Source organism: Paracoccus lutimaris (assembly GCF_003337565.1).
GTDB lineage: Bacteria > Pseudomonadota > Alphaproteobacteria > Rhodobacterales > Rhodobacteraceae > Paracoccus > Paracoccus lutimaris.
The window spans coordinates 111,957-126,812 of record NZ_QPJL01000005.1 but is presented as its reverse complement, the minus strand read 5'-3'; the positions used below and the strand labels follow the sequence as shown (position 1 = coordinate 126,812).

At 64.4% G+C, this 14,856-nt stretch carries 17 protein-coding genes; 14 read left to right on the top strand and 3 right to left on the bottom strand.

The features are described from left to right. The first annotated feature begins 1 nt into the window (after window position 1). Window positions 2-1,819: a glutamine--fructose-6-phosphate transaminase (isomerizing) gene (gene glmS, locus DFP89_RS06740; RefSeq protein WP_114348657.1), complete on the top strand. Its 1,818-nt coding sequence runs from the start codon at window positions 2-4 to the stop codon at window positions 1,817-1,819. 94 nt (window positions 1,820-1,913) lie between these two features. On the opposite strand, the gene DFP89_RS20705 is transcribed toward glmS, so the two are convergent. Then, window positions 1,914-2,222, bottom strand: coding sequence for a hypothetical protein (locus tag DFP89_RS20705; RefSeq protein WP_114348656.1), 309 nt, complete (start codon window positions 2,220-2,222; stop codon window positions 1,914-1,916). A 116-nt stretch (window positions 2,223-2,338) separates the two neighbouring features. On the opposite strand from DFP89_RS20705, the gene DFP89_RS06730 reads away from it, so the two are divergent. Beyond that, window positions 2,339-3,016 carry a DNA alkylation repair protein gene (locus tag DFP89_RS06730; protein WP_114348655.1) on the top strand — a complete coding sequence of 226 codons (678 nt, stop codon included), beginning with the start codon at window positions 2,339-2,341 and terminating at the stop codon, window positions 3,014-3,016. Here DFP89_RS06730 and DFP89_RS06725 read toward each other — a convergent pair. Then, complete coding sequence (locus DFP89_RS06725) at window positions 3,004-3,546, bottom strand: hypothetical protein (protein WP_114348654.1); 543 nt, start codon at window positions 3,544-3,546, stop codon at window positions 3,004-3,006. The two genes, DFP89_RS06730 and DFP89_RS06725, sit on opposite strands and share 13 nt — an antisense overlap. A gap of 149 nt (window positions 3,547-3,695) precedes the next feature. Here DFP89_RS06725 and moaA point away from each other — a divergent pair, with 149 nt between their 5' ends. Further along, window positions 3,696-4,703, top strand: coding sequence for a GTP 3',8-cyclase MoaA (moaA, locus tag DFP89_RS06720; protein ID WP_245948614.1), 1,008 nt, complete (start codon window positions 3,696-3,698; stop codon window positions 4,701-4,703). Here moaA and DFP89_RS06715 read toward each other — a convergent pair. Beyond that, entirely contained in the window at window positions 4,700-5,053 is a 354-nt protein-coding gene (locus tag DFP89_RS06715) for a GFA family protein (protein ID WP_114348652.1), read from the bottom strand. The genes moaA and DFP89_RS06715 overlap by 4 nt on opposite strands. A 154-nt stretch (window positions 5,054-5,207) precedes the next feature. Here DFP89_RS06715 and uvrA point away from each other — a divergent pair, with 154 nt between their 5' ends. The 11 genes from uvrA (at window position 5,208) to nuoF (ending at window position 14,831) form a co-directional block, all read left to right on the top strand. Beyond that, on the top strand, window positions 5,208-8,066 hold the full coding sequence (gene uvrA / locus DFP89_RS06710; protein ID WP_114348651.1) for an excinuclease ABC subunit UvrA: 2,859 nt from the start codon (window positions 5,208-5,210) through the stop codon (window positions 8,064-8,066). Window positions 8,067-8,073: 7 nt separating this feature from the next. Further along, window positions 8,074-8,433 (top strand): DUF4260 family protein, encoded by a 360-nt coding sequence (locus DFP89_RS06705; protein ID WP_114348650.1) that lies wholly within the window; start codon window positions 8,074-8,076, stop codon window positions 8,431-8,433. A 177-nt stretch (window positions 8,434-8,610) separates the two neighbouring features. Beyond that, entirely contained in the window at window positions 8,611-8,976 is a 366-nt protein-coding gene (locus tag DFP89_RS06700) for an NADH-quinone oxidoreductase subunit A (protein ID WP_114348649.1), read from the top strand. After that, window positions 8,976-9,500: a NuoB/complex I 20 kDa subunit family protein gene (locus DFP89_RS06695; RefSeq protein WP_114348746.1), complete on the top strand. Its 525-nt coding sequence runs from the start codon at window positions 8,976-8,978 to the stop codon at window positions 9,498-9,500. Before DFP89_RS06700 ends, DFP89_RS06695 begins: the two co-directional genes overlap by 1 nt. A 3-nt stretch (window positions 9,501-9,503) precedes the next feature. Next, complete coding sequence (locus DFP89_RS06690) at window positions 9,504-10,118, top strand: NADH-quinone oxidoreductase subunit C (RefSeq protein WP_114348648.1); 615 nt, start codon at window positions 9,504-9,506, stop codon at window positions 10,116-10,118. Window positions 10,119-10,156: 38 nt separating this feature from the next. Next, window positions 10,157-10,546: a thioesterase family protein gene (locus DFP89_RS06685; RefSeq protein WP_114348745.1), complete on the top strand. Its 390-nt coding sequence runs from the start codon at window positions 10,157-10,159 to the stop codon at window positions 10,544-10,546. A 2-nt stretch (window positions 10,547-10,548) separates the two neighbouring features. Further along, window positions 10,549-11,787, top strand: a complete 1,239-nt coding sequence (locus DFP89_RS06680) for an NADH-quinone oxidoreductase subunit D (RefSeq protein ID WP_114348647.1) — start codon at window positions 10,549-10,551, stop codon at window positions 11,785-11,787. Continuing rightward, window positions 11,787-12,506 carry an NADH-quinone oxidoreductase subunit NuoE gene (nuoE, locus tag DFP89_RS06675; RefSeq protein ID WP_114348646.1) on the top strand — a complete coding sequence of 240 codons (720 nt, stop codon included), beginning with the start codon at window positions 11,787-11,789 and terminating at the stop codon, window positions 12,504-12,506. Before DFP89_RS06680 ends, nuoE begins: the two co-directional genes overlap by 1 nt. 57 nt (window positions 12,507-12,563) lie before the next feature. Then, entirely contained in the window at window positions 12,564-13,271 is a 708-nt protein-coding gene (locus tag DFP89_RS06670; RefSeq protein WP_114348645.1) for a hypothetical protein, read from the top strand. After that, a complete protein-coding gene (locus DFP89_RS06665; RefSeq protein WP_114348644.1) occupies window positions 13,271-13,528 on the top strand; it encodes a DUF5337 domain-containing protein in 258 nt (85 codons plus the stop codon). Before DFP89_RS06670 ends, DFP89_RS06665 begins: the two co-directional genes overlap by 1 nt. Before the next feature lie 7 nt (window positions 13,529-13,535). After that, a complete protein-coding gene (gene nuoF / locus DFP89_RS06660) occupies window positions 13,536-14,831 on the top strand; it encodes an NADH-quinone oxidoreductase subunit NuoF (RefSeq protein ID WP_114348643.1) in 1,296 nt (431 codons plus the stop codon). Window positions 14,832-14,856 lie beyond the last annotated feature (25 nt).

The following is a 14,856-nucleotide window of genomic DNA, read 5'->3' as shown; positions in this document are numbered from 1 at the left end:
TATGTGTGGAATTATTGGAATTCTGGGCGGCCACGAGGTCTCGCCCCAATTGGTCGAGGCGCTCAAGCGGCTGGAATATCGCGGCTATGACAGCGCCGGTGTGGCGACCGTCGACGCCAAGGGGCAGCTGGACCGCCGCCGCGCGGTCGGCAAGCTGGTGAACCTGTCCGACCGGCTGGTGCATGAGCCGCTGCCCGGTCACGCAGGCATCGGCCATACCCGCTGGGCCACCCATGGCGCGGCAACCGAGGCGAATGCCCATCCCCATCGCCGCGGTCCGGTGGCGGTGGTCCATAACGGCATCATCGAAAACTTCCGCGAGCTGCGCGATGAGGTCATCGCGCTGGGGCTGCAGCCGGAATCGCAGACCGATACCGAGACCGTGGCGCTCTTGACCGCATGGCACATGACCCAGGGGATGGACCCGATCACGGCGGCGCGAGCGACGCTGGCGCGGCTGCATGGCGCCTTCGCGCTGGCCTTCCTGTTCGATGGCGAGGCTGACCTGATGATCGCCGCCCGCAAGGGCAGCCCGCTGGCCGTCGGCCATGGCGAGGGCGAGATGTTCATCGGCTCGGACGCGGTGGCCCTGGCGCCCTTTACCGACCGCATCACCTATCTTGAAGATGGCGACCACGCCATCATCCGCCGCTCGGGCGCCGAGATCTTTGACGCCGAGGGGCGTCCCGCGAACCGCGAAATTGCCCAGATCGATGTCGGCGCGACCCAGATCGACAAGGGCGGCTATCGGCATTTCATGGCCAAGGAAGTCGCCGAACAGCCGGTGGTGCTGGGCGATGCGCTGAGCCATTACATCAAGGGCGACCGGATCGTGCTGCCCGAGGCACTGGATTTCCGCGATGTGGACCGGCTGACGCTGGTCGGCTGCGGCACCGCATCCTATGCGGCCTATGTCGCGCGCTACTGGTTCGAAAGCCTTGCCGGGCTGCCCTGCGATCTGGATGTGGCCTCTGAATTCCGCTATCGCGAGCCGCCCTTGTCGCCGAAAAGCTGGGCGATCTTTGTCAGCCAGTCGGGCGAGACCGCCGACACGCTGGCCGCGCTGCATTACGCGCGCGACAAGGTGGCAAAGACCGTGGGCGTGGTGAACGTGGGGACCTCGGCGATTGCGCGGGACGCCGATATCGCGCTGCCGACGCTGGCCGGGATCGAGGTGGGGGTTGCTTCCTCCAAGGCGTTCACCTGCCAGCTTGCCGTGCTGGCGGTGCTGGCGCTGAAGGCCGGGCATGATCGCGGCCGGCTGACCGATGCCGAGCTGCGCGCGCATCTGGACGACCTGCGCGCCATGCCCGGGCTGCTCAATCAGGCGCTGGGGATCAGCGACGAATGCCGCCGTCTTGCGGGCTGGCTCAGCGAGGCGCAGGACGTGCTGTATCTGGGCCGCGGCGCGCTTTACCCGGTGGCGCTGGAGGGCGCGCTGAAGCTGAAAGAGCTCAGCTATATCCATGCCGAGGGCTATGCCTCGGGCGAACTCAAGCACGGGCCGATCGCGCTGATCGACCGCAATGTGCCGGTGGTCGTGGTGGCGCCGCGCGACGCGCTGTTCGACAAGACCGTCTCGAACATGCAAGAGGTCATGGCGCGTCACGGGCAGGTGCTGCTGATCTCGGATGCCGAGGGGATCGCGACCGGCGGCCATGGCGTGCGGGCCTCGCTGACCATGCCTTCGGGCGGAGGGGTGTTCCAGCCGATCCTTTACGCGGTGCCAATGCAGTATCTGGCCTATCATACGGCGGTGGCCAAAGGCACCGACGTGGACCAGCCCCGCAATCTGGCGAAATCGGTGACGGTGGAGTAGGTCGAAGGGGCGTGGCGCGGGATGTTGTGAGGTGGGAATAAAGTTCGTGCCTCAACGCATCGATGGGCGACTGCTTGGGAGGCATTGCACCAAGTTATTTGGCATGTCGTCTCGCTACGGATTTGACGAAGTGAAGGTCGCGCGCTTCCGCTAGGAGGGGCGCGGTCGAGGCTTCGGTGGCGATTTCAGGCCTTGGCTGACGGTGCGGGATGTGCCCTCGCGTGGTCGGTCTCATCGTATCGCGGGATTGATTCCCGGGTGGGTTCATCACCTGCTGTCGGACATCGAACGGCGGGCCTTCCTGATTTATGATTTTCGCGATGATGTGCGCGATATCCGCGAACAGTTCCCTCTCGACCTCGATCAAACGCGCAGCATCGCCGAAGATGCCGGTATCCGACATCCGGTCTGGCCATGAAACATCTGCGATCTTTGTGGTGGCGCGGCGGCTGTCCTCTCGACGCGTTTCCGTGCTCGGGCTATCAGCACGGCGAAACAGGGCGCGGGAGTATCGAAAACATGCGGGAACTGGAGCAGTTGCAAGCCTTGGCCGATGCCGAGAAGGCAGCGGGGATGGCGGCATATCACAAGGTTCCGCGCGTCTATCTGGGCGTGCCGGTGCCGGTCATCGACGAGATGGCGCGGGAATGGCGCGCGGAACTGGATGTACCGGGCCGCATCGACCTGGCGTCGCGGCTTTGGGACAGCGATGTGCATGAGGGCCGCATCGCCGCCGCCAAATTGCTGACCCAGGCACGGATCCGGCCCGATGACGGGGTCTGGCGGCTGATTGCGGGCTGGGTGCCGCAATTCGATGGCTGGGCGATTGCCGATCATGCCATGAATGCGGGCGAACGGCGACTGACGGCCGATCCCGCGCGGCTGGACGAGGTCGAGACATGGCTCGAACATCCCAGTTTCTGGGTGCGCCGCGCGGCACTGGTCGGAACGCTGCCATGGACACATATCCGCAATCCCAAACCTGAAGATCTGGCGCAGCGCGAGCGGGTGCTGGGCTGGCTGGATCGTCTGGCCGAGGACCGCGAATGGTTCATCCAGAAGGCCATCGGCTGGTGGCTGCGCGAGCTGTCGAAGCACGATCCGCAGCGCGTTCGCGACTGGCTCGGGACGCATGGGGCGCGGCTGAAACCCTTTGCCCGCCGCGAGGCGGAGCGCCGGCTGGCTCAGCCCGAATAAACCTCGATCGTGGGCAGGTCGGTCAGGCTGACGCCGATGAGCTGCAGCGCCGGCAGGGACACCTGGCTGCCGCCCCCGGCCGCGCCGCCAAGCGGGATCAGCCGCACCTTGGCCGATTTGCCATTGGCCGGGTTCACGATACGGCCGTTGGTTTCCGATTGCACCAGCGGCGTCTTGACCCAGAATCCGGGCTGCGACGGATCGCCCAGCGAGGCGACGGTGCTTCCCAGCCGCCGCTCGGCCGTGGCGGGCGGGGCCGCGGCCTCGGCCCGCTCGGTGCTTGACGTGGTGTTCAGCGCATCCGCGCTTTGCCCGGCCGGCGCGCCAACCGATGAGGTCTTTCCTGGCGTGCGCGGCGCCGTGCCCTTGAGCACCGGACCCGCGATCACGGGCGACCCGGTCGCCGGATCGGTCATGGTTTCCAGAACCGGCGGCGGGGCCACCGGTGTTTGCGCGGTCTTTGCGGTCTGCGAACAGGCAGCCAGCGCCAGAAGCGACGGGACCAACAGATAGAGAATGCGCGTGGTCATCAAAAGCCTCGTGATCTGGTCATCCGAATTCCGGGGCAGGCTAGCGGCCGGGCAGGGCGGCTGTCCACCACGACCTGCGCTCTTGGTTACGCAACCCTTAACGGATCGGCTGGCTTGTGCCGATGCCTGGGCGGGATTATCTAATGCAGATGACGCCGAACGTCCCTCTTGTCGACCCCTTCGCCCGTCCGATCACCTATCTGCGGGTCTCGGTCACGGATCGCTGCGATTTTCGCTGCACCTATTGCATGTCCGAGCATATGCAGTTCCTGCCCAAGCGCGACCTGCTGACGCTGGAGGAACTGGACCGGCTGTGTTCGGCCTTTGTCGGCATGGGGCTGCGCAAGCTGCGCGTGACCGGCGGCGAGCCGCTGGTGCGGCGCAATATCATGGAATTCTTTCGCGCCATGTCGCGCCATCTGGGGCAGGGGCTGGATGAGCTGACCCTGACCACCAATGGCAGCCAGCTGGGCCGTTTCGCGTCCGAACTGGCCAGCTATGGCGTCAAGCGCGTCAATGTGTCGCTGGACACGCTGGACCCCGACCGCTTCGCGCAGATCACCCGCTGGGGCAGATTGCCGCAGGTGCTTGAGGGGATCGAGGCCGCCAGGGCCGCCGGCCTGCGCGTCAAGATCAACACCGTGGCGCTGAAGGGCTTCAACGAGGATGAGGTATTCGGCCTCATCGACTGGTGCGCCGATCAGGGCCATGACCTGACCTTCATCGAGGTCATGCCCATGGGCGAGATGGGCGAGGAGCAGCGCCTTGACCAATATTGGGCGCTGTCGGACCTGCGCCGCCGGCTCGAGGAACGCCTGACCCTGACGCCGCTGACCGAGCGGACCGGCGGCCCCGCCCGCTATGTCCGCATTGAGGAAACCGGCCAGAAGATCGGCTTCATCACCCCGCTGAGCCATAATTTCTGCGAAAGCTGCAACCGCGTGCGCCTGACCTGCACCGGCGAGCTGTTCATGTGCCTGGGGCAGGAGGATCGCGCCGATCTGCGCGCGCCGTTGCGCGCCAGCCCGGACGACGCGCTTGTGCGGCAGGCGATCCGCGACGCCATCGCCCGCAAGCCCAAGGGCCATGACTTCGACTATTCCCGCCAGCATGTCGCCGGGCAGGTCAGCCGCTACATGAGCCATACCGGCGGCTAGTAGCTCGCCCCGTCTACCGCCTGGCTGGCCAGTTCACGCGGATTGATGCCGTCGAGGCAGTTCACGTTCACGGCCACCACCTCGGCCCCGTCCGGCCCCGTGCCGAAGGCGTAGGATTCCACACCGCAGGTCGGACAGAAGCGGTGATGTATCTGCTTGCGGTTGAACAGATATTCCGTCACCGGCCCGTCGCTGGTCAGGTGGAAATCTGCCTTGGGCACAAAGGTCAGCACGAAGCCCAGCCGCTGGCAGCGCGAGCAGTTGCAGGTGAAGGTTTCGTCCAGATCGGCCTGCACCTCATAGGCGACGCTGCCGCATTGGCAGCTGCCCTGATAGCTCTGTCGGGTCATGGTGCCTCCTTTTTCGACTCGCTTGCATGGTGGGGCAGGGAAGCCGGCGCTGCAAGTCGGAATGTTTCGTGTTTGTTCTGTTTGTGGTTGCCATTTCGCCGATCATGCCTATGTGTTGCGCTTGGCGGAATCAGGACGTGATCGGGACGTGGCGATGGAACAGAAGTTCATCGAGGTTCGCGGGGCGCGCGAACACAATCTGAAGAACGTGGACATGGACATTCCGCGCGACCAGTTGGTGGTGATCACCGGCCTGTCGGGCAGCGGCAAGTCCAGCCTTGCCTTTGACACCATCTATGCCGAAGGGCAGCGGCGCTATGTCGAAAGCCTGTCCGCCTATGCGCGGCAGTTCCTCGACATGATGGGCAAGCCGGACGTGGATCATATCAGCGGTCTGTCCCCGGCGATCTCCATCGAGCAGAAGACCACGTCCAAGAACCCGCGCTCGACCGTCGGCACCGTGACGGAAATCTATGACTATCTGCGGCTGCTGTTTGCGCGCGCGGGCACGCCCTATAGCCCTGCGACCGGCCTGCCCATCGAGGCGCAGCAGGTCCAAGACATGGTTGACCGCGTCATGGCGATGGAGGAGGGCACCCGCGCCTATCTGCTGGCCCCCATCGTCCGCGACCGCAAGGGCGAATACAAAAAGGAATTCCTTGAGCTGAGAAAGCAGGGTTTCCAGCGCGTCAAGGTGAACGGCCAGTTTCATGAACTGGACGAGCCGCCCAGCTTGGACAAGAAATTCCGCCACAATATCGACGTGGTCGTGGACCGCGTCGTCGTCGGCAAGGGGATGGAGACGCGGCTCGCAGACAGTTTCCGCACCGCGCTGGATCTGGCCGATGGCATCGCCGTGCTGGAAACCGCGCCGGCTGAGGGTGAGCCCGAACGCATCACCTTCAGCGAGAATTTCGCCTGTCCGGTGTCGGGCTTCACCATCCCCGAGATCGAGCCGCGGCTGTTTTCCTTCAACGCGCCGTTCGGGGCCTGCCCGGTCTGCGACGGGCTGGGGATGGAGCTGTTCTTTGACGAACGGCTGGTGGTGCCCGACTCGGCGCTGTCGGTGGCGCAGGGGGCCATCGCGCCTTGGGCCAAGTCGAAATCGGCCTATCTGACCCAGACCATCAACGCGCTGGCCAAGTTCTATGGCTTTGACCGCAAGACCCTGTGGAAGGACTTGCCGCAATCCGTGCGCGACATGTTCATGCGAGGCTCGGGCAAGGACGAGATCCCGTTCCGTTTCGACGATGCCGGCCGCGTTTACGAAGTCACCCGCCAGTTCGAGGGTGTGATCCCGAACATGGAGCGCCGCCTGCGCGAAAGCGACAGCGCATGGGTGCGCGAAGAGTTCGAGAAATACCAGAACAATCGCCCCTGCGGTGCCTGCGCAGGCTACCGCCTGAAACCCGAGGCGCTGGCTGTGAAGATTGCGGGCAGCCATATCGGCCAGGTGACCGAGCTTTCGATCCGCGAGGCGCTGGCCTGGGTCGAGGATGCGCCCGCGCATCTGAGCAAGCAAAAGAACGAAATCGCCGCCGCGATCCTTAAGGAGATCCGCGAACGGCTTGGTTTTCTTGTGAATGTCGGGCTGGATTACCTGACGCTTAGCCGTGCGGCGGGTACGCTCTCGGGGGGCGAGTCGCAGCGTATCCGACTGGCCAGCCAGATCGGCTCGGGGCTGACCGGCGTCCTTTACGTGCTGGATGAGCCCTCGATCGGGCTGCATCAGCGCGACAATGACCGCCTGCTCACGACGTTGAAGGGGCTGCGCGATCAGGGCAACTCGGTCATCGTGGTCGAACATGACGAGGACGCGATTCGCCATGCCGATTACGTCTTTGACATGGGCCCGGGGGCGGGCGTTCATGGCGGGCAGGTGGTGGCGCGGGGCACGCCTGCGGAAATCGCGGCTGACCCGTCAAGCCTGACCGGGCAGTATCTGTCGGGCCTGCGCGAAATTGCCGTGCCTGACACCCGGCGCAAGGGCAGCGGCAAGGCGGTCAAGGTGGTCGGCGCGACCGGCAACAACCTGAAAAATGTCACCGCCGAGTTTCCCTTGGGCAAGTTCGTCTGTGTGACCGGCGTGTCGGGAGGCGGCAAATCGACGCTGACCATCGAGACGCTGTTCAAGACCGCCAGCCTGCGCCTGAATGGGGCAAGGCAGACCCCGGCGCCTTGCGAAACCATCAAGGGGCTGGAACTGCTGGACAAGGTCATCGACATCGACCAGCGCCCCATCGGCCGCACGCCGCGCTCGAACCCGGCCACCTATACCGGCGCCTTCACTCCGATCCGCGACTGGTTTGCCGGCCTGCCCGAGGCCAAGGCGCGCGGCTACAAGCCGGGCCGCTTCAGCTTCAACGTCAAGGGCGGCCGCTGCGAGGCCTGTCAGGGCGACGGCGTCATCAAGATCGAGATGCATTTTTTGCCCGACGTTTACGTCACCTGCGAGACCTGCAAGGGCAAGCGCTACAACCGCGAAACGCTTGAGGTGCATTTCAAGGGCAAATCCATCGCCGATGTGCTGGACATGACGGTCGAGGATGCGCAGGAATTCTTTCGCGCCGTGCCCTCGATCCGTGAAAAGATGGATGCCTTGGTTGAGGTGGGCTTGGGCTATATCAAGGTCGGCCAGCAGGCGACGACGCTTTCGGGCGGCGAGGCGCAGCGGGTCAAGCTGAGCAAGGAACTGTCGCGCCGGGCCACCGGAAAGACGCTTTATATCCTTGATGAGCCTACCACCGGCCTGCATTTCGAGGATGTGAGGAAACTTCTGGAAGTGCTTCATTCCCTTGTGGATCAGGGCAATACCGTGGTGGTCATCGAGCACAATCTTGACGTCATCAAGACCGCCGACTGGATCATTGATATCGGTCCCGAAGGCGGTGACGGCGGCGGACGCATCGTCGCGACCGGCACGCCCGAGGACGTGGCGCAGGTCGCTGAAAGCCATACCGGCCGCTATCTGGCCCCGATGCTGAATACGGCACGCCGCCGGGCCGCCGAATGAGCCGCGTGTGAGCACCGCGCTCTGGCAACGCCTTGAGGGGGCAGGGCTGGCGCTTGGCGGGCTGCTTGTTGCCGTATTCGCCGCACCCGGCTGGAGTGCGCTGGTCTGGATCGGGCTGCTGATCGCGCCCGATCTGGCGATGCTGGCCTATCTGGCCGGGCCGCGTTTCGGCGCAATCGTCTATAATGCCACGCATATTTACGCGCTGCCCTTTCTGCTGACGGTGCTGGGGGTGGCACTGGGGTCGGTGGCGCTGATCGCGGCTGGCGGGCTGTGGCTTGCCCATATCGGCACCGACCGTGCGTTGGGGCTGGGCCTTAAGCTGAGCAGCGGTTTTCGCGACACGCATCTGGGCCGGATCGGCTGAGAAAGCCGATAAAAAGACTCGGAAAAACTGTTGCATGGCATCCGCTTGGATGGCGCAAAGCCCGTGCAAAACAAGGGCGGACCGTTGACCCTGCCCGCGCCGCGGACTAAACGAACCTTAGCCAAACCCATCGCGGGAGCCAGTTGGGTCTCCGCGAGCGAAAGGGAGCCCGACCCAGTGGAATACCTGCTGAACGAATACCTGCCGATCCTTGTCTTTCTGGGAATGGCCTCGGCTCTGGCCATCATCCTGATTCTGGCCGCGGCCATCGTCGCCGTGCGCAACCCGGACCCGGAGAAGGTCAGCGCCTATGAATGCGGCTTCAACGCCTTTGACGACGCGCGGATGAAATTCGACGTGCGCTTCTATCTGGTGTCGATCCTGTTCATCATCTTCGACCTTGAGGTCGCCTTCCTGTTTCCCTGGGCGGTCAGCTTTGCCAGCCTGTCGGACGTGGCCTTCTGGGGCATGATCCTGTTTCTGGGCGTCCTGACCGTGGGCTTTGCCTATGAATGGAAGAAGGGGGCACTGGAATGGGCGTGATGACCGGGGGCAATACCGCTGGCGCCGACCGCGAGGTCGCCGTCCAGGAGCTGAACCGCGAGCTGCAGGACAAGGGCTTCCTGCTGACCACGACCGAGGACATCATCAACTGGGCCCGCAACGGCTCGTTGCACTGGATGACCTTTGGTCTGGCCTGCTGCGCTGTCGAGATGATGCAGACCTCGATGCCGCGCTATGACCTTGAACGTTTCGGGACGGCGCCTCGCGCCAGCCCGCGCCAGTCGGACCTGATGATCGTTGCGGGTACGCTGACCAACAAGATGGCGCCGGCGCTGCGCAAGGTCTATGACCAGATGCCCGAGCCGCGCTATGTGCTGTCGATGGGAAGCTGCGCCAATGGCGGCGGCTATTACCATTACAGCTATTCCGTGGTGCGCGGCTGTGATCGTATCGTGCCGGTGGACATCTATGTCCCGGGCTGCCCGCCCACCGCCGAGGCGCTGCTTTACGGCATCCTGCAACTTCAGCGCCGCATCCGGCGCACCGGCACGCTGGTGAGGTAAGCCATGTCTGATGAGGCCCTGCTGGAACTGGCCGAGCATATCTCGCTGCGCCGCCCCAATGAGGTGGTCGACACGAATATCGCCTTTGGCGAACTGACCGTCGAGGCCACGCTGTCTGGCGTGGTGCCGCTGATCGAGTTTCTGCGCAACGACCCGAACTGCCGCTTTGCGACGCTGATCGACATCACGGCGGTGGACCACCCGGCGCGCGCGGCGCGCTTCGACATCGTCTATCACATGCTGTCGATGTACCAGAACCTGCGCATCCGGGTGAAAGCCAAGGTCCGCGAGGACGAGATGGTGCCCAGCCTGATCGGCGTCTTTCCCGGTGCCAACTGGTATGAGCGCGAGGTCTTCGACATGTTCGGGATCTATTTCTCCGGCCATCCGGATCTGCGCCGCATCCTGACCGATTACGGCTTCCGCGGCCATCCGCTGCGCAAGGACTTCCCCACCACCGGCTATGTCGAGGTGCGCTGGAACGATGTCGAGAAGCGCGTCGTCTATGAGCCGGTGAACCTGGTCCAAGAATACCGCCAGTTCGACTTCCTGTCGCCGTGGGAGGGCGCGAAATACGTCCTGCCGGGCGACGAGAAGGCGGCGGAGGCCAAGAAGTGAAGCCGGGGCTGAAATCCGGCGATCGCGCCCGGTTCAGCATGCAAGTGCAACCGGGCGACACGGTGCCCGCGCTGTTCGGGGACCGCGATGCCTTTCTGGACATGCCGGCGGTCTTCGCCACGGCGAATATGGTCGGGCTGATGGAATGGGCCTGCGTCGAACAGATGCGTCCCTATTACGAAGAGGGCGAGGGCTCGCTGGGCGTTCATGTCGATGTCGACCATACCGCGCCGACCCTGCCCGGGCAGGTGGTGACCGTGGAAACCGAGGTCGAGGAAGTGGATGGCCGCTTCATCTGGTTCAAGGTCACTGCCCATGACGGTGTCGACCAGATCGGCGCCGGCCGGCACCGCCGCGCGGTGATCCGCAACGAGAAATTCAACGACCGGCTGGATGTCAAACGCGCCCAGGCCGGGCTGGAGGGATGACCATGGACGGCGACATCCGCAACAACAGCTATGACGATGGCTCGGTGGACGCCCTGACCGGCGAACAGAGCATCCGCAATTTCAACATCAACTTCGGGCCTCAGCACCCGGCGGCCCACGGCGTGCTGCGCATGGTGCTGGAGCTGGACGGCGAGGTGGTGGAACGCGCCGACCCGCATATCGGCCTGCTGCATCGCGGCACCGAAAAGCTGATGGAAAGCCGCACCTATCTGCAGAACCTGCCTTATCTGGACCGGCTGGATTACGCCGCGCCGATGAACCAGGAACATGCCTGGTGTCTGGCGATCGAGCGCCTGACCGGCACCAAGATTCCGCGCCGCGCCAGCCTGATCCGGGTGCTGTTCTCCGAGATCGGCCGCATTCTGAACCACCTGCTGGGCCTGACCACCGGCGCCTTGGACGTGGGCGCGCTGACCCCGCCGCTTTGGGGCTTTGAGGCCCGCGAAGAGCTGATGATCTTTTACGAACGCGCCAGCGGGGCGCGGCTGCATGCCGCCTATTTCCGTCCCGGCGGTGTGCATCAGGACCTGCCGCCCGATCTTCTGGACGATATCGAGGAATGGTGCGAACGCTTCCCGCGTCTGGTCGATGACCTCGACACGCTGCTGACCGAAAACCGCATCTTCAAGCAGCGTCTGGTCGATATCGGCATCGTCACCGAACAGGACGCGCTGGACTGGGGCTATACCGGCGTCATGCTGCGCGGCTCGGGTCTGGCATGGGATCTGCGGCGCGCACAGCCCTATGAATGTTATGACGAATTCGACTTCCAGATCCCCGTGGGCAAACAGGGCGACTGTTATGACCGCTATCTGGTGCGCATGGCCGAACTGCGTGAAAGCTGCAATATCATGAAGCAGGCTGTGCAGAAGCTGCGGGCCGAGCCGGCCGGCGACGTTCTGGCGCGTGGCAAGCTGACGCCGCCCAAGCGCGCCGACATGAAGCGCGACATGGAAAGCCTGATCCACCACTTCAAGCTTTATACTGAGGGCTTCAAGGTTCCGGCGGGCGAGGTCTATGCCGCCGTCGAGGCGCCCAAGGGCGAATTCGGCGTCTACATGGTCTCGGACGGCACCAACAAGCCGTGGCGCGCCAAGCTGCGTGCGCCGGGTTTCGCGCATCTGCAATCCATCGACTGGATGACCAAGGGCCATATGCTGGCCGATATCCCGGCGGTCATCGCCACGCTCGACATCGTTTTCGGAGAGGTTGACCGCTGATGCTGCGCCGTCTGTCCCCCATCCAGCCTGACTCGTTCGAGTTCACGCCCAAGAACCTTGAATGGGCCCGCGCCCAGATGACCAAATACCCGGAAGGCCGCCAGCAATCGGCGATCATCCCGGTCTTGTGGCGCGCGCAGGAACAGGAAGGCTGGCTCAGCCGTCCCGCCATCGAATATTGCGCCGACCTTCTGGGCATGGCCTATATCCGGGCGCTTGAAGTCGCGACATTCTACTTCATGTTCCAGCTTTATCCCGTTGGAACGGTTGCGCATATCCAGATTTGCGGCACCACGACCTGCATGATCTGCGGGGCCGAGGACCTTATCCGCGTCTGCAAGGAAAAGATCGCGGCAGCGCCCCATACGCTGTCCGCCGATGGCCGCTTCAGCTGGGAAGAGGTCGAATGCCTCGGCGCCTGCACCAATGCGCCCATGGCCCAGATCGGCAAGGATTTCTACGAGGACCTGACGGTCGAAAAGCTGTCGGCGCTGATCGACAGCTTTGCGGCCGGCGAGGTGCCGGCTCCGGGGCCGCAGAACGGCCGCTTCTCGTCCGAGGCTCTGGGCGGTCCGACCGCTCTGGCCGGCCTGAAAGGCGGCGAGGCGCATAATGGCAGCGTCGCGCGGGCGCTGGGGCTGGGCGACACGATCAAGCGCATCGACGGGACCGAGGTTCCGATCACCACGCCTTGGCTTGCTGCGGAAAAAGGGGCTTAATCGACAGGAACGGGAACGAAGCGGGACGATACGGGCACGGCAACAGGGCGGATCGCGATGGAACGGGCGGAATGCAGCAGGAACAACTGGATCGTGGCGGCCATCGCCGGGGTCGTTGTGCTGCTGTTCGTCTCGGGGGTTGGCGATCTGCATTGGCTGGCGGGGCTGTTTCTCGGCGCCATTACCTTTGGCCTGTTCGGGGCGACGCTGGTCTGGCTGACCTGCCACGAGACACCCGAGCTGTTCGCCGATGAGGGCACGACCGGCACCGACTGGCAGCGCGAGATGATGGACAGCCAGCCCGAAAGCCTGCTGGTCGGCGGTGCGCTTGGGCCGGAGCCGGGGCTGGGTCCGGTGGTGCAGGTGCCGATCATGGCCGGGGCGATGCCGGCGAGCGAAACCAGGGCCGTGGAACCCGAACCCGCCGCGCCCCAGGCTCAGGCCAAAGCGCCGAAAGCCGCGCCCAAGGCCGCTGCCAAGCCAAAACCGGCGGCGGGCAAGAAGACCAAGGCGGCCCCGCCCGACGATCTCAAGCGGATCAAGGGCATCGGGCCGAAACTGTCCGACTGGCTGCACGAGAACGGGGTTACCCGCTACGCGCAGATCGCTGCATGGGACGCCGCAGCGGTCGCGGATTTCGCCCATCGCATGGGCCGGATGGGCGGAAGGATCGAGGCCGACGATTGGGTCGGTCAGGCAAGACTATTGGCGGCGGGGGGCGAGACCGAATTCTCGCACCGCGTCGATGACGGCGAGGTTTACTGATGCCCTCGCCTTCGGGACAGGGGCCGGCGCCTGAGGCTCAGGCGGCGGATGCCCGGCAGATGCGGCTGGTGGCGGTGGTGATTGCCGTGACCATGGTGCTGTGGCTGGGCGTGCAATGGATTGGGGGCCAGATGGGCTGGCCCGGGAAATACGTCTTTCTCGCCGATCTTGCGGCGATCGGGGCGATGATCTGGTCGCTTTTGGTGACCTGGCGGATCTGGCGGCGGCGCAATGCGTCCTCGCAGGGACAAGGATAAGACGACGATGCTGAACGATCAGGACCGGATCTTTACGAATATCTACGGGATGGGCGACCGCAGCCTGGCCGGCGCGAAAAAGCGCGGCTGCTGGGATGGCACGGCCGCCATCATCCAGCGCGGCCGGGACAAGATCGTCGATCAGATGAAGGCTTCGGGTCTGCGCGGCCGAGGCGGCGCGGGTTTCCCCACCGGCATGAAATGGTCCTTCATGCCCAAGGAATCGGATGGCCGTCCGTCCTATCTGGTCATCAACGCCGACGAATCCGAGCCCGCGACCTGCAAGGACCGCGAGATCATGCGCCATGATCCGCATACCCTGATCGAAGGGGCGCTGATCGCCAGCTTCGCCATGGGCGCACATGCCGCCTATATCTATATTCGCGGCGAGTTCATCCGCGAGAAAGAGGCGCTGCAGGCCGCCATCGACGAATGCTATGACGCGGGCCTTCTGGGCCGGAATGCCGCCGGCTCGGGCTGGGATTTCGACCTTTACCTGCATCACGGCGCCGGCGCCTATATCTGCGGCGAGGAAACCGCGCTGCTGGAAAGCCTTGAAGGCAAAAAAGGCATGCCCCGGATGAAGCCGCCCTTCCCGGCAGGGGCAGGGCTTTACGGCTGCCCGACCACCGTGAACAACGTCGAATCCATCGCTGTCGTGCCGACGATCCTGCGTCGTGGCCCGGAATGGTTTGCAAGCTTCGGCCGCCCGAACAACGCCGGCGTCAAGCTCTTTGGCATGACCGGGCACGTCAACAGCCCCTGCGTGGTCGAAGAGGCCATGTCGATCCCCATGCGCGAGCTGATCGAAAAGCATGGCGGCGGCGTGCGCGGCGGCTGGAAGAACCTGAAAGCGGTCATTCCCGGCGGCGCCTCCTGCCCGGTGCTGACCGCCGAGATGTGCGAAAACGCCATCATGGATTACGACGGCATGCGCGAGCTGAAATCCAGCTTTGGCACCGCCTGCATGATCGTGATGGACAAGGACACCGACATCATCAAGGCGATCTGGCGGCTGTCGGCCTTCTTCAAGCATGAAAGCTGCGGCCAGTGCACGCCCTGCCGCGAAGGCACCGGCTGGATGATGCGGGTCATGGACCGCCTTGTGAAGGGCGAGGCCGAGGTCGAGGAAATCGACATGCTCTTTGACGTGACCAAACAGGTCGAGGGCCACACGATCTGCGCCCTTGGCGACGCGGCGGCATGGCCGATCCAGGGCCTGATCCGCAACTTCCGCGAGGAAATCGAGGACCGCATCAAGGCCAAGCGCACCGGGCGCATGGGCGCGATGGCGGCCGAGTAAGGGCAGGGATCGTAAGGACGGGGAT